This is a genomic window from Mycobacterium sp., from assembly GCF_035499775.1.
GTDB lineage: Bacteria > Actinomycetota > Actinomycetes > Mycobacteriales > Mycobacteriaceae > Mycobacterium.
Genome location: NZ_DATJYB010000250.1, coordinates 18,256 through 31,783, shown reverse-complemented (window position 1 = coordinate 31,783; position 13,528 = coordinate 18,256). Strand labels below are relative to the sequence as shown.

Below are 13,528 nucleotides of genomic sequence, written 5' to 3'. Positions count from 1 at the left end.
TACCTCGCCGGCATCCCGACCGCCCTACCCGACATCCGCAAAGGCATCCGAACCAAGGCCGTCTGAGCCGGCCCGTTTCGCGGGCATTCCTCCCTGAGGCATCGATCAATTTTCGCGGGCATCTTGATTTGAGGCATTACGTCAAGAGGCGACGAATTTTCGCGGCCAGGCTCGCAGCCCTGACGCCACAATTCTCGGTTTCGGGCGAACGTCAGTATTGGTGACGGGCGATCGGCGGTCCTCCCTGCGGGCTGTCGTCATCGGTCGACACAACAGCCGGCACCATTTCGCTGGTCACCAGTCCCTCGCCGCGGGTCAATTCATCAACCACATCAAAGGATTCAGCTATACGGTCCGGCCTATCAATGATGATGGTGACAACGGGGACATGCCGCCCCAGTGAGAACACCCTGTCCCCGTGCGGTCGATGATCGCCGTGGAAGCCCCAGATACCACGTAGGACCGTCGCGCCATGAGATGGTTTGTGCTTCAGCAGCTGCTGCACCACCGCGCGATGGATCGGCACGCCGTCGTGGCGTGCCGCTTCAGAGGTGTAGATCATCAACTTCTGCCAAAGTGGCAGGCCGTGCTCGTCGGTCCCCGGCAGTGCGTGGGGCCGCTCCAGTAGTTCGCCATCGCGCTTGCACACGCGAACCCGTTCGACAGTGATCAACGGCCGTCGGAGCAGCCCGCCGAGTTCCGGTACCACCTGACCGATGAGCTCGCCGGAACCGACGGCGATGATCATCATCGGAACATCAGCATTGCGTCCAAAAAATAGGGCACGTTGCCGCCGCCCGTGCGCGGTGCCGTCGACGCCTAGGAATACCGATGCCCCGGCGAGTTGGCGCCGGTACATCAGATCGCAAATCACTATGTGGGCCGGTACCCCGTACACGCGGTCCTTGCGTCCGACATAAATCGTCAACTTGACGGCTTCATGCAGTTGGTCCGACAGTTCCATCGGTCCGATGCCGTCGCGCAACAACCGGGCACGCTCGAGTGTTACCAAGCCGCGCTGCTCGATGCCCAGCACGGGGTCCAGCAGCGCCTCAATCTTTGTTCTGTTGTCCACCGCGATTATCGCCACCGGCGGATCCTCGGACAGTGTCAAAGACTGATCGGTTCTGAGGTGATGGCGTGGTCCAAACCCGCTGATGCCGCGCAACACGATGCTGGTGGCAATGCGGCGCTCTTCGTACATGCCGAGCATTACGTCGGCGAGAAAGCGATCACCGCTACGCCGACGCTCGTCGAAATAGGTACTGAGCTTGAGACAGTCTTCGTCCATCGATAGTCCTTAGGCTTTGCTGTGCAGGAATTTTCAAAGGCAGGCCGCCGATTCTGGAATGTCACCACTGGGTGCTGGGTATGCTGTAAGTTGTCAACGCTAGATGGCGGTGGGGCTCGCCATAACTGCGCGTCACGCATTCGACGGCCAACGGTCCCTGCGGAACAGATCAGTGCTCGGCTGGTCAACGATGCAGCCGAACTTGACGTGGAGGAAGACAAGTGGCAGTTAAGTTTACGTCGGTATCGGCGATCGAGATCCTCGATTCCCGCGGTCGCCCGACTCTCTCGGTATCGCTGACTCTGGCAGACGGTAGACAGGTGCGTGCGGGTGTACCATCCGGAGCCTCGGTCGGCAGCCGGGAGGCCGTCGAGTTGCGTGACCGGGACGGCGAGCGTTACGGCGGCTTGGGTGTAGGTCGAGCTGTCGAGAATGTCAACGGGACGATCGCAGAATCGCTTACTGGCCAACCGTTTACCACCCTCGATCATGTCGATGCGGTGTTGCGGGAGCTGGACGGGACGGAAGACAAGTCCCGATTGGGGGCTAACGCGATAGTCGGTGTTTCGATGGCGGCCGCCCGGGCCTTCGCCATGGAATCGGGACGGCCGTTGTGGCAGTCGCTCACTCCTGACGGCGTGAGCCCGCGTCTGCCGGTACCGCACTTCAACGTCGTCAACGGCGGCGCTCATGCGCTCAATAGTCTCGATTTTCAGGAATTCATGATCGCGCCGATCGGGGCACCGTCCTTGCCCGAAGCGATCCGTGCCGGCGCCGAGGTGTATCGCCGATTGCGTTCTGAGCTGGCCGACCGCAACCTGGCGACCGGGTTGGGCGACGAAGGTGGTTTCGCACCTGAGATCCGTTGTCCTGAAGATGTTTTGACCTTGCTCACCCATGCGATCAGCGATGCGGGTTATAGCATCGGTCATGCCGGCGTGGCGATCGCACTGGATCCCGCCGCGAGCTACTTCTACCGTGACCATCGTTATCGGGTTGCTGGGGACGATCTGTCTAGCGACGACATGATCGATCGCTACGCCAGCATGGTCGCCAATTACCCGGTATGGAGCATCGAGGACGGGATGGATGAAAACGACTCCGCAGGCTGGCGCAAGCTGACTGAAGCCCTTGGCGGCACCGTGCAATTGGTCGGCGACGACAACTTTGTGACCAACCCCGATTTGATCGCTGCTGCTGTGCGGGTCGGCATCGGGAACGCCGCCTTGATCAAGGTCAACCAGATCGGAACGGTAACCGAGACCCTGGAGGCACTCGCGCTGTGTAGGCAGGCGGGCTACGGTGCGATGATTTCTCATCGCTCGGGGGAAACCGAAGATTCGTTCATCGCCGACCTCGCGGTGGCCTCGGGGTGTGGTCAAATCAAATCGGGTGCTCCGGCCCGCGGAGAACGCGTCGCAAAGTACAACCGGCTCCTCGAAATCGCAGCGGCGGAACCGGATCTGCAGTATGGGCTGCCCGTCGCCCATCGTCTGTCGTTCACACAACTTTGACTCAACGGGTGAAACGTTGCCGTTCATGAGGCCGCGATCACGACGGCGAGAACGGCCAGCACCGCGATCAACATGTAAGCCATATACGCGTCGAGGCGACCCGACTGCAATTTCCTGGCGAATCGTGACACCGCGAGTACGCCATAGCTCAGCGGGCGATAGAAATATCGTTCGACGACATCGACGACGTCGATGCGATAGGTATACAGGCGCGCCGCGAGGTCGTCATCGTCGTGCTCGTACTCCTTCTCGAGCAATGCGGTTCGGGTTAGCAGCACAGTAGACAGCACGTTGCGCACCGGATTGGCGTATGCGGAGGAGGTGTAGCCGACCCCGCGGTCGACCCCTGGCGACGCCGAGGACCACGGCGTAACCTTGCGCACCCGAAACGGGTTGCGCCCAGCGAACACCGTTGCGGATCCCGCGATGACCGCGGTCATCGCAGGCAGCACGATCCATAGCCAGGTGGGTGACAACGCGGAGAATTCGGCGAACACGGGCTGCAGCACCCAGGGGGCGGCATTGGCACCGGCTGCCTTTTTGTCCACAATCGGTCGCAGCCCGGCACCGATTAGGCGCACTTGAAGCGGCGCCAAGGCCGCGGCCCCGAGGCAGCCGGCGACCAGGAGGGCTACACCTATTCGGTAGGGCCATTGACGGTCTACCCTTGCGGCCACCGGATCCAACGCCGGCCCACCGATGCGGGCCGGGCCGAATGCGGTGAGCGCCACCACCCGAACGAAGGTGACTCCCGCGATACCGATCGTCAGCGCGATCAGCGCTCCTGTTGCGGCGGTGGACAGTTGCATCGCCAGGCTGGAGACTCTGAACTGTTGCATCAGCGACTCGAGGGTGAACCATTCGGATGCGAAACCCGCGGTGAGCGGTAGCCCTGCCAGCGTCAATGAGCCGATCACCAAACCGGTGCCCGCCCACGGCAAACGTCGCGCGATGCCGCCGAGCCGGTCTAGGTCGGTGGTCGCGGTGGTGTGCTCGATCGTGGACGCAGACACGAACATCAACGTCTTGCCTAACGCGTGCGCCATTACCTGGGCGGTGGCGGCAACAAGTCCCGCGGCGACCAGCCTCGGTTCGGCCGCTGCCGCGCCGACCAAAGCGGCTCCGAATCCCGCGGTGATGACACCGGCGTTTTCCACGCTCGACCAAGAGATCAACACCGCGAGGTCGGGGTTGACCGCGGCGTGGGCGATGCCCAAGATGGCGGTGAGACCGCCGACGATCAGCACTCCGCAGATCAGCCAGACTGGCGGCGGGCCAAGTACATTCAGCGTGCGCCACATCCCGTAGAAACCCACGTTGACTGCGCTGCCCGCCATCACTGCGCGGGCCGGGCCCGGCGCGGCGAAGTATCCGGGCGGCATCCAGATGTGAGCTGGCGCCAGTCCGACCTTGATGCCGAACCCCAACAGCAGCAACGCATACGATGCCTGGCCTGCTGCGCTATGTGGGTTCAGCCCATCGACGGTGAACGCGAAGGTATGGGTGTGTCCCGCCAGTAGCAGAGCACCCATCAGCAGTGATGCCCCGCTGGCCTTGCCGAACACCACGGTAATGACGGAACCCCTCGCCCTGCCGGGCAGGTCGCGGTCGTATCCGGCGATCAGGTAGAAGGCCACGCTGAGCAATTCCCAACCGAAGAGCAGAACGAAGAGGTTGTCGGCCGTGATGACGATCCCGACCGCGATCAGAGCCAAGGCGACGGCGGCGGGCAGGCGTGGACGATGGCGGTTAGCCGGAGCGGCGGCGGCGATCAGGGCTGGGACGGCAACCCCGAACGATACGACGAGGAATAGCCCGGAGAGCGCATCCGCGTGCAGCGAGGCCGGCCCGAGACCCGAGAGGTCGCCGAGCTCGACACGTTGCGGACGACCGGCCAGCGCGCCGACACCGGTAACCACCAATGCGACAGCCCCTGCGGCATTGGCGGTCCAGGCGGCAGCACTCCAACGCGCCTGTGCGCGTTCGCTCCCTGCAAGCCCCGAACACGAGCTGAGTAACAGCGCCGCCGCCAGTAGGGAGAGCCCAGTGATCAGCATGGCGCGCTCGTGCGTTCGTACCTAGGCACGCGGCCCAATGCCAACAGGATGCCGTGCAGCACGCTGAACGGAGAGGCCGGTGCCCCGGGCACCCAAACGTCGACGGGCACGACGTCGCCGACCCCGACGCCGCCGATGTACCCGCTGCCGATCAACCCACCGCTCACCGCGTCGCTACCAACGGCGATCACAACGGTCGGCGCCGGCATCGCATCCAGCGTGCGCCGCAGCGGTTCAATCATTGCGGCGGCGCCTATCCCGGTGACCAAGAGGATATCGGCGTGACGAGGGCTGGCTGTGAAGAAGATTCCCAACCGGTGCAGGTCATAGACCGGGTTGGTCAGGGCCTGGATCTCCCATTCGTCGCTGCCGTCGGATCCGGTGTCGACATGGCGAAGATGTACCGAACGTCGCAGTCGTCGCACCCGGTTGGCCAGCGCCGCGCGCAGCTCGGCCAGCGCCTCGTCGCTCTCCTCGATGGCACCCACCACTAGCGATGCCCTGCTCAGACCGGCTGTGGCGGAACCGGTTTCCCAGCCAAACCATTCGGGCGCCAGGTCCACGCAGCGTCCGCACAAGATGCACCGTCCCCGATCCAGTTGTGGTTGCGGCTCAACGGAAATGGCACCGGTGGGGCATGCCGTGGCGGCAGCGACCGCACGCGGCGGTGCCCCGGTGTCGGCGCCGCCAATTACCCGTACCGCCGCGGGAAATTGATCGAAGTATTCGTCGACACCCTGGGGCCACCGGCTGGTGACGATGCCGTTGCGCAGTCCCCTCAACACCCACGGCATCTACATCGCCACCCCAGCATAGCCGAGCCCGAAACTGGCCTCTATGAACGGAAAGTCGGTGAAGACGTCCCCTCCGAACACATCATGGAAGAGCAGCATGTTGTGCAGGGAAGCGGACCGGGCAAAGCATCGGCCGATCACGCCGTCACGGACTTCCAGGCCGTAGAGCACTTCACCCTGCGCCGCCTCGGCCCAGCCCAGCCCGAAACCGTCGACCACCTCGACTGGTGCAGCAATCGCGCTATCCGAGATGGCGGCCAGGCGGTCGCAGGCACGCTGGATCAACTCGGCGGCGATATCGATCTCGCGCCACCGAACCCGCAGCCGAGCCAGTGCGTCGCCTTGATCGTCGACCGCGACGCCGTCGACAACCGGAAGCTCCGCGTAGCCGTCGTATGGGCGTCTGCGCGCGTCGTCGTCGCAGCCCGACGCCCGGCCCACCGGACCCAGCGCTCCATGTGAGGCCGCCAGCGCAGGATCGAGACGCCCGGTGCCACGGAGTCGGTCGAGAAACGACGCGTCCACCATCAGGGCGTCACGGTCCCGGCGGAGCCGACGCACGATCACCGCCAGGCGCGCAGAAACCTCGGACGAGTGCAGCCGAGGAGGCGCGCCGATGCCTCCAACACGGACCACTGAGCGCCCAAACCTGTTGCCGCACAGCGCAGATATCAACCGCATAACGCACTCTTTGTGCCAGCCGAACCGTGCGTAGGGAACGGCAATCCCAGCGGCGTCGCACAGCCGCGTCACCACGTCAAGATGGTTGGCGATTCGTTCCAGTTCGGCGTGGATAACCCGAACAAGTCGCGCGGCCCGCGGCGGAGCGCCGCCGGTAAGGTGCTCGGCGGCATGGGCGAAGGCCAAAGCATGTGCGACCGAGGAGATTCCCTCCACGCGTTCTGCGACCAGGATCCCGTCGCCTACATCCAATGTCTCGAACCGTTTGGCGATCCCGCGATGTTTGTAGTGCGGCCGGATGTTCAGGTGCGGTATGTCCTCGCCCGGCGTCTCGATGAGGAATTCGATCGATTCGTACACTCCGGAGCGCACGGGTCCCAGCGGTAAAGTGAATACTCCGCCGCCGCCGACGTCGACCGGACCGTGTCGTTCGGTGGCACTCGAGTGAATGTGCCGATCCAGTGCGGCACTGTCGACATAGCCGGGCCGCGGTGAAGGTTGTCCGGGTTGGCGGGCCAACAGCAACGGATCGAGCCGCGGGTGCCCGATCGGCACCACCTCAGATAAGTCGTGCAACGCTCGCTCATACCAAAATGCCGCCGGCACATCGGGTGTCAGCGCCGGGTAGGACATCGATCCGTTGGTATCCGGTGTCAGGCGTGTGCGAAGGCAGCTGATCCAAGCACCGCCAACCACAAGGGCGTGCAACTGCGCCGTTTCGGCATCATGAGCGGCGTACAAACCCGCGAAACGATAACCGGCGGCGACGTGTGCGATCACATCCGCACGCCACCGCTCCAGCGGCAGGTCGACGACGTCGGTCGCGGTCGCGGAGGTCATCGTGCACCAGCCATGAGTTCGCTGGCGCCGTGGTTGAGCAGATTCACCAAATCCGATGGCGGCGCAATACCCAACAGCAATAAGACCAATACTCCCGCAACGACAGGGGTCACCATCCAGCGGCTGGGCTCACCCGGAATCTGGTCTTGCTTGGCGGTCGGCTCGATCGGTCTGGGGCGGAACAGGATCCGGGTGGTGGCCAGTGTCAAACCCAAGAAAGCCAGGGTGACCAGACAGACAAGTGCCGCCGTGGCGGCGTTGCGGGGGTGCGCGAATCCGCCGGAAATGATTTGGAATTCGCTGCGGAACAAACCAAATGGCGGCATCGCCGATAACGCCAGAACGGCGGTCAGGAACAGCGGACCCGACCACGGCAATAGCCTGATGCCGTCGGCCATTCGGGCCAGTTCCTTGGTGCCGAATTTGCGCACGAGCACACCCGCACCCATGAATGCGTTGCCCTTCGCCGCGGCGTGGGCAAGTACGTGCAACAGCACGCCGGATAAGGCGATCGGTGCGCCGAAGCTCATGCCTATCGCCAGGATGCCCATGTGTTCGACGCTCGAATAAGCAAGCAGGCGTTTGATATCGCGCTGTTCGAGTAGGTAGAGCGCTGCCAGTAGCAGCGAAAGTACACCGAAGACCAACAACACCATTTGTGGAAAGCGTGGACCTAATGCTGCGGCGGTGATCTGGTAGTAGCGCAAGATCGCATAGAAGCTTACCGCCAGCAGCGACCCCGATAGCAGCGCAGACACCGGGGTCGGGGCCTCGGCGTGTGCGTCGGGTAGCCAGGTGTGTACCGGGAAAAACCCGACTTTGGTGCCGTAGCCGACGACGGCAAGAACGAACGCCAACCGCACCGGAGTCTGCGGTGAGTGGCCGGCCGCGCTGATCAGTGGGTCGAAAGCCAAGTCATAGGATTGCCCCAACACTTGGGCGCCCGCGTAGTACATGAAGATGGTTGCCAGCAGGCCAATTCCGAGCCCGGATGAGGCGATCAGTACGTACTTCCATGCCGCCTCGGTGGCCCCCTCGGTGTTGTCCAACGCCACCAACAGCGCCGAAACGACGGTGGTAATTTCCACGGCAATCCACAACAGCGCAAGACCGTTGACCAGCGGTGCGCAGATCATCGACCACGCGAAGGCGTTTAGGCCGACGTAGAAGCGGGCGCTGTGGCGGGTGAACTGGGCCTTCTGCTCGGCGTTGGCGGATCTGACCGCTCGCTCTTCGTCGGCGAGGTATCCGACGGAATAGATCCCGACTGTGGCATACAGAAAGCAGGTGCCTAGCAGGAAGATTAGCGACAATGAGTCGGCGCGCAAATAGCGCAGGGCGGTGATGGTGTGACCGGCGCCGGCGGGCACTAGCGCGACGGCGAGCCCGAACGTAATGACGCCGGTGAGTGCGGTGACGATCGCGGCGACGCGATGCGGGACGCTGAGGCACAGTAGCGTGGTGCCCAGCGGCACCGCGACGAGTAGCACCATCAATATCGACATCAGCTATCCCCGCAGCCGGTCGAGCTTCTCGGTGGACAGTGATTGCGTTCGCCGGTGATGGGTGCGCATCAAGACCCCGAAAACCACCACCGCAACCAGCAGATCGAACAAGAAAGCGACCTCGAGGATCAGTGGCATGCCGGCGGCAACCACCAAGCTGGCCAGCGAGACACCGTTTTCCAGTGAGAAGAAACCGATCGCCTGGCTGACGACGTCGCGACGCACGATCATCAAGATGAACGCAACCAAAATCACGGCCACCGACAGACTGAGCGCGGCAGTGGGCAGTACCGCGGAATGGATGCCGAGCACCCCAACGGCGAAAAACCCGAACGCCGCCACCGCGATCGAGATCAATACTTCGTTTGCCACCCCCAGCGCGCCGCTGCCGGCTATTTCTTGGTTGGCCTCTCGTAATAGGCCAACCACCAAAAGCGGTACCACGATTACCTTGAGCAGTAGCGAAAGGAACGCCAGCGCATAAAGTTCGGGGACGTCGCGGCCGAATGCCACGACACCCGCCAGGACGCTTACGGCTAGCGACTGCCCGGCGTAGAGACGCACCTGGCCACGCAGCAGTGCCGCACGCAGCATCCCGAACTCCAGCAGCAGCACGATGAGTGCCACCATGTTCGCGATGCCTTCGTATACGGTCGGAACCGACTCGCTGGCCGTCGCCAATACCATCAGCCACCTCCGAGGTAGAGGGTGAACACCGCCAGAATCGATAACAGCAGTGCGGCCGAGACGAATTCGGTAATTTTGAACAGGCGCAGCTTCGCGTAGCTGTTGTCGATCACCGCTACGACGCAACCCAGCAGTGTGGCCTTGGCCAAAAGAGCAAGGATCGCCAGCCCGACAGCGACCACGTCGGTGGTAGATGCCATTCCCCACGGGGCGACGAAGACATTGAGCAAGATGACATACAGCACGAATTGCTTGGCCGCCGCTCCCCAGTGCAATAAGGCCAGGTCAGGTCCAGAATGCTCGAATGAGCGCCCGGTTTCGATCATTCCAAATTCTGTTGTGCCGGTGTGCGTTTCAACAGGTATCCGTGCGGTCTCGTACAGGATCACCAGGAACAGCGCGGCTGAGGCCAGCAGGTGCGCCGGACGCACGATTTGAGCGGGGCCGCTGCGGACGGTGGCTCCCAAAACGTAAGGCAGGTCGGTTGTCGTGATCAACGCCACCGTGAACACCACAAGCAGCACCACCGGTTCGGTGATTGCCGCGAAGGTTTTGGCCCGACTCGACGCCAGCTGCGCATAAGCATCCCCGGTTTCGGCCGCGGCGACGGCGACCAGGAAGCTGGCGAACGCCAGAATCAGGCCACCGCCCAGGATGTCACCCATGTATCCCAGTGGCAGTGCGTAACTGGTGAGTACCGGGATCAGCATCGGCACGGTGAGATAGCAGGCGAACGAAGCCATCGGTGCCAACCGAAAAAAAGGGCCCGCGCCGCGCGGTGCCAGTGTCTCCTTCCCGAAAAACTTTGCCAGGTCGAAATAGGGCTGGAGCACTCGTGGGCCGCGTCGGCCTTGGAGGCGAGCCTCGAACCAGGCGATGAAGCCACTGACGCCCGGTGCCCCACCGGCGACAGTGATCACTTGCAAACCTTGAATTACCGGCAATGGGAGCGTTGTCATCAAACAGCCGACCTGGGTCGCCACAGGTTGCCGAGGTAGCGGGCGTAGGTACCGTGCCGGCGCGTCAGCGCCGGCAGGTACCCCGCGATAGGCGGGCGCAGGACGACGTCTTTCAGGTCGTGCCAGCCCACCCACGACGGCCGTCGCCCAGGCTCGCCGCATAGCTGTACCGTGGTGTCGAATTCGTCGGCAAGAAAGATCAATTCGACGACACGCCGACGGGTCTCGGGGTCGTTGACTTCCAGTACGAGAGCGCAGCCGGCAGGTTGGATGTCCAGTCCCGTCTCTTCGCGTACCTCTCGTCGGGCGCACGAGGCCATGCTTTCGTGCGGACGAGGACGGCCGCCTGGCAGCACCCAGTCTCCACATTCGTCCCGCTGCAACAGCAGCACCGCATCACTGCGGACCACGGCTACAGCACAACGCAATTCGACCAGCGATTCGTCTGCGGAGGTCATCCGGGTGCTGCCGAACGCACTTGACGGGCAAAGAAAAGGACACAAATCACCTGCGACTCCTTCGTTCGCAGGTGCCATCAGCCTTATGGCGGTTTGGAAGCCGAGCTTCCGGGCGAGCCCCATCGCCGCTGTCAGTTAACCAACGGCGATTCGCCGGGTCAAGCCCGAGCATACTGGCTGGCCTACCACTCCCGTGCTGAGCCGGTGAAACCCCAGCTCCGGCAGATTGACGACCACCATATTGTTGTCGATCGGGGCGCCATTTTTGCCCAGGCCGTCCACCACGGTGCGGTATCCGGCGCGGCACAGGACGGACTGGTAGCGACGGTGAAAGTGCCCATGCCACAGCCGACCCGGGCGAACCGCGTCGACGACAGACCGCAATCGCGCCCGGTACAGCTCGGAACGTCTCAGCTCGACGGCCGGGAATCCGAACCGGTCGCGCGCGGCACCCGGCACGGTGATTCCAGCTGGGCAATCATGACAGAACATCGCATCCGCGTGTCCAGCGGCGGCAACATCACGTGCCTGCGAGGCCGTGAGCGACTCCTGCGGCCACCACGACAATCCGGGCTTTCGCAGGAAGCGGTCGATGGAATAGGCGCCGCCAACCGCCAGGCATCGGGTCTGGCCCCACTGCCATCGAAATCCGCGCGGCAAGTGCACGATCCGCTCGCGCAGATGCCGCAGGCCGTCTGCGTCGACGGGCCAGCTAAGCAGTCGGTCGAAGTTCTCGTGATTACCGTCGACGAAACCCAATACGATGCCGGATCGACGGAGCGCATCGTCGAGCGAATCCAAATAGTCGTCGGTGAAGTTGTAGCCGAAGTCACCGAGATGGAGCAGCACAGACGCATTGCGCTTGGCAGCGTGCTCCACGGCCGCGACGGCATACGCTGTGTCGGCGTGCCAGTCGCCCGCAATGGCGATGCGCGACGGCGGGGACAGTACCGAGTGCGCTAGCCGCTCGCCTGGGGAGGCTACGCGCGACAGAGGAGATGTTCGATTCATGGCCGGCTCCTGGGTTCACTCGCGATTGGGCGACGTGTCTCATGGGCACGCCGCGCGATCGGCATTGATCAATTCCCAGGGACCGTTGTCAACCGCCGGACTGTCCGTTGATTGCAGGATGCGGGCCCCACCGCCTATTTCGAAGTCCAGGCTACGCGGCCCCTACAAGTCGGGTCAATCAACGCCGGGCGCTGGTCTTGACCAAGGTGGAGCGGCTAGCCTGGCGGTCAGGCGATGGATCTCCGCCTGGGTGCCCACCCGAACCGCCAGCCGGCTGATGGCTCCTGCGCTACTTGGCAAGCAGTGGGCAAGGAGTCCGCTATGGCATTGGTCGTCGGATATGACCGCCACCCCGCCAGCCGAGCCGCGGTGCTATTCGCCGGTGAACTCGCCGGCGCCCTGAATGCGCCCGTTCATGTTGTCCATGTCGTCGATCTGTCCGATAGTCATTTTTCCGCCGAGCCGGTTTCCGCCACGTCTGGCAGCCCAGACGAGGCCGCCGAGAGAAGACTCACCATTGAGCGTCAGCACGTCGGAGACGCACTCGACGCGGCCGGTGTTCAGTGGACCTATCACCTTATGGAGGGCGATCCGGTTAGCGCACTCCTGAAAACGGCAGAAGAATGCGCCGCGACTTTGATTGTGGTTGGTCGCCCGCAACACGGGATCGGTGCGGCCTTGAGTCACATTGTGACGGGTACTGTGACGCGAAATCTGTTGCGCCACAGTACCATGCCGGTTGCGGTGGTTCCCGAGTTCGGGGACAGTGCGTGAGCGCGGGCGGCGTTAGCCGGGTGTACTTGGCCCGGCATGGGCGTACTGCGCTCAACGCGGACGGACGTCTACGCGGGCTTAGCGACCCCCCATTGGATGAGGTCGGTGTTGCCGAGGTTTCACGGCTCGCCAGAACGCTGGCCGCCCGCCGGCCGGTCGCGGTGGTCTGCAGCCCGCTGCAGCGGGCGGTCGCGACCGCGCAGGCAATCGGCGAAGCCGTCGGCGCACCGGTCTCAATCGATGTGCGGCTTATCGACCGCGACTACGGGCCGATGACCGGCATTCGTCGCGACGACGTCGAAAGGCGTTACGGTAGTGTCGATTCCGCACCTGGCGTGGAGAGTCGTGCAGCACTCGCCGATCGGGCTCGCCGAGCGTTCTCCGAGCTGGTGGCCGAACTCGGCGTGGGGCCGGTCGTGATGGTGTCACACGACGCGTTCAACACGGCTCTGCTGGCGCAACTGGATCAATCACTGGACCACATCGGGCAGCGAACCGCGTGCTGGAATCAGCTCAGCCTGGTCGACGGAATCTGGCGTGTTGACGCCTATGACGTTGTGGCCGAATGATTCCCGGAAACGCGGTTCTTGTGGTTGAAGTACGCCATGAGAATATCCTCGGCACGGTGATACGCGAGCGAGTCCACCCACAAGCGGTGGATCGGTGGGCGCTCTCGATTCCGCGCGTGACCGCCGGGTGTGGCGACATAGCCGCCGACATCGCCGTCGGCCAGCAGCCCGAGCACAAGGTCGACATCGTCGGACTCCAGATCGGCCAGCTCTGCCCAATACGTCGCCCAGACTCCGTTGTCGATGCCACCCGGTGGTAACCAGAACATGACGTCAAACTGAGCCGGATTCCCGAGTGGGTTAGACGGCGAACTCATGCGTGCACCATCGGTGTTCTCCTGGGCATGTGCCCTGCTTGTCTGCGGCTCAGGGACTATCGGCGACATCC

13 protein-coding genes and 2 riboswitches are annotated in these 13,528 nt (G+C 63.4%); of the genes, 3 read left to right on the top strand and 10 right to left on the bottom strand.

Annotation, left to right across the window (positions count from 1 at the left end; all coding sequences use genetic code 11):
* Positions 1 to 211 precede the first annotated feature (211 nt).
* Complete coding sequence (locus VML93_RS16625) at positions 212 to 1,291, bottom strand: DUF190 domain-containing protein (RefSeq protein WP_325612281.1); 1,080 nt, start codon at positions 1,289 to 1,291, stop codon at positions 212 to 214.
* Positions 1,292 to 1,512: 221 nt separating this feature from the next.
* Here VML93_RS16625 and eno point away from each other — a divergent pair, with 221 nt between their 5' ends.
* Positions 1,513 to 2,805 (top strand): phosphopyruvate hydratase, encoded by a 1,293-nt coding sequence (gene eno, locus VML93_RS16620; protein ID WP_325612280.1) that lies wholly within the window; start codon positions 1,513 to 1,515, stop codon positions 2,803 to 2,805.
* A gap of 23 nt (positions 2,806 to 2,828) precedes the next feature.
* Here eno and VML93_RS16615 read toward each other — a convergent pair whose 3' ends face one another.
* The 8 genes from VML93_RS16615 to VML93_RS16580 form a co-directional block, all read right to left on the bottom strand.
* On the bottom strand, positions 2,829 to 4,862 hold the full coding sequence (locus tag VML93_RS16615) for a proton-conducting transporter membrane subunit (protein ID WP_325612278.1): 2,034 nt from the start codon (positions 4,860 to 4,862) through the stop codon (positions 2,829 to 2,831).
* Entirely contained in the window at positions 4,856 to 5,656 is an 801-nt protein-coding gene (locus tag VML93_RS16610) for an NADH:ubiquinone oxidoreductase (protein ID WP_325612276.1), read from the bottom strand. The genes VML93_RS16615 and VML93_RS16610 overlap by 7 nt, the downstream gene beginning before the upstream one ends.
* Positions 5,657 to 7,177 carry an NADH-quinone oxidoreductase subunit C gene (locus VML93_RS16605; protein WP_325612274.1) on the bottom strand — a complete coding sequence of 507 codons (1,521 nt, stop codon included), beginning with the start codon at positions 7,175 to 7,177 and terminating at the stop codon, positions 5,657 to 5,659.
* Positions 7,174 to 8,682 (bottom strand): proton-conducting transporter membrane subunit, encoded by a 1,509-nt coding sequence (locus VML93_RS16600; protein ID WP_325612272.1) that lies wholly within the window; start codon positions 8,680 to 8,682, stop codon positions 7,174 to 7,176. The genes VML93_RS16605 and VML93_RS16600 overlap by 4 nt, the downstream gene beginning before the upstream one ends.
* Before the next feature lie 3 nt (positions 8,683 to 8,685).
* Positions 8,686 to 9,369 (bottom strand): hydrogenase, encoded by a 684-nt coding sequence (locus tag VML93_RS16595; RefSeq protein WP_325612270.1) that lies wholly within the window; start codon positions 9,367 to 9,369, stop codon positions 8,686 to 8,688.
* The gene (locus VML93_RS16590; RefSeq protein ID WP_325612269.1) at positions 9,369 to 10,289 is read right to left on the bottom strand and encodes a respiratory chain complex I subunit 1 family protein; all 921 of its coding nucleotides are present in this window, start codon (positions 10,287 to 10,289) and stop codon (positions 9,369 to 9,371) included. The genes VML93_RS16595 and VML93_RS16590 overlap by 1 nt, the downstream gene beginning before the upstream one ends.
* Before the next feature lie 38 nt (positions 10,290 to 10,327).
* On the bottom strand, positions 10,328 to 10,786 hold the full coding sequence (locus VML93_RS16585) for an NUDIX hydrolase (protein WP_325612267.1): 459 nt from the start codon (positions 10,784 to 10,786) through the stop codon (positions 10,328 to 10,330).
* Between the two features lie 61 nt (positions 10,787 to 10,847).
* Positions 10,848 to 10,922, bottom strand: a riboswitch (Fluoride riboswitch).
* The gene (locus tag VML93_RS16580; protein ID WP_325612265.1) at positions 10,922 to 11,797 is read right to left on the bottom strand and encodes a metallophosphoesterase family protein; all 876 of its coding nucleotides are present in this window, start codon (positions 11,795 to 11,797) and stop codon (positions 10,922 to 10,924) included. (Overlaps the previous riboswitch by 1 nt.)
* 221 nt (positions 11,798 to 12,018) lie before the next feature.
* Positions 12,019 to 12,091: riboswitch (Fluoride riboswitch) on the top strand.
* 27 nt (positions 12,092 to 12,118) lie between these two features.
* On the opposite strand from VML93_RS16580, the gene VML93_RS16575 reads away from it, so the two are divergent.
* A complete protein-coding gene (locus tag VML93_RS16575; protein ID WP_325612264.1) occupies positions 12,119 to 12,571 on the top strand; it encodes a universal stress protein in 453 nt (150 codons plus the stop codon).
* Positions 12,568 to 13,140, top strand: a complete 573-nt coding sequence (locus VML93_RS16570; protein WP_325612263.1) for a histidine phosphatase family protein — start codon at positions 12,568 to 12,570, stop codon at positions 13,138 to 13,140. Before VML93_RS16575 ends, VML93_RS16570 begins: the two co-directional genes overlap by 4 nt.
* Here the strand turns inward: VML93_RS16570 and VML93_RS16565 are convergent.
* Positions 13,119 to 13,457 (bottom strand): hypothetical protein, encoded by a 339-nt coding sequence (locus VML93_RS16565; RefSeq protein ID WP_325612261.1) that lies wholly within the window; start codon positions 13,455 to 13,457, stop codon positions 13,119 to 13,121. The genes VML93_RS16570 and VML93_RS16565 overlap by 22 nt on opposite strands.
* Between the last annotated feature and the right edge of the window lie 71 nt (positions 13,458 to 13,528).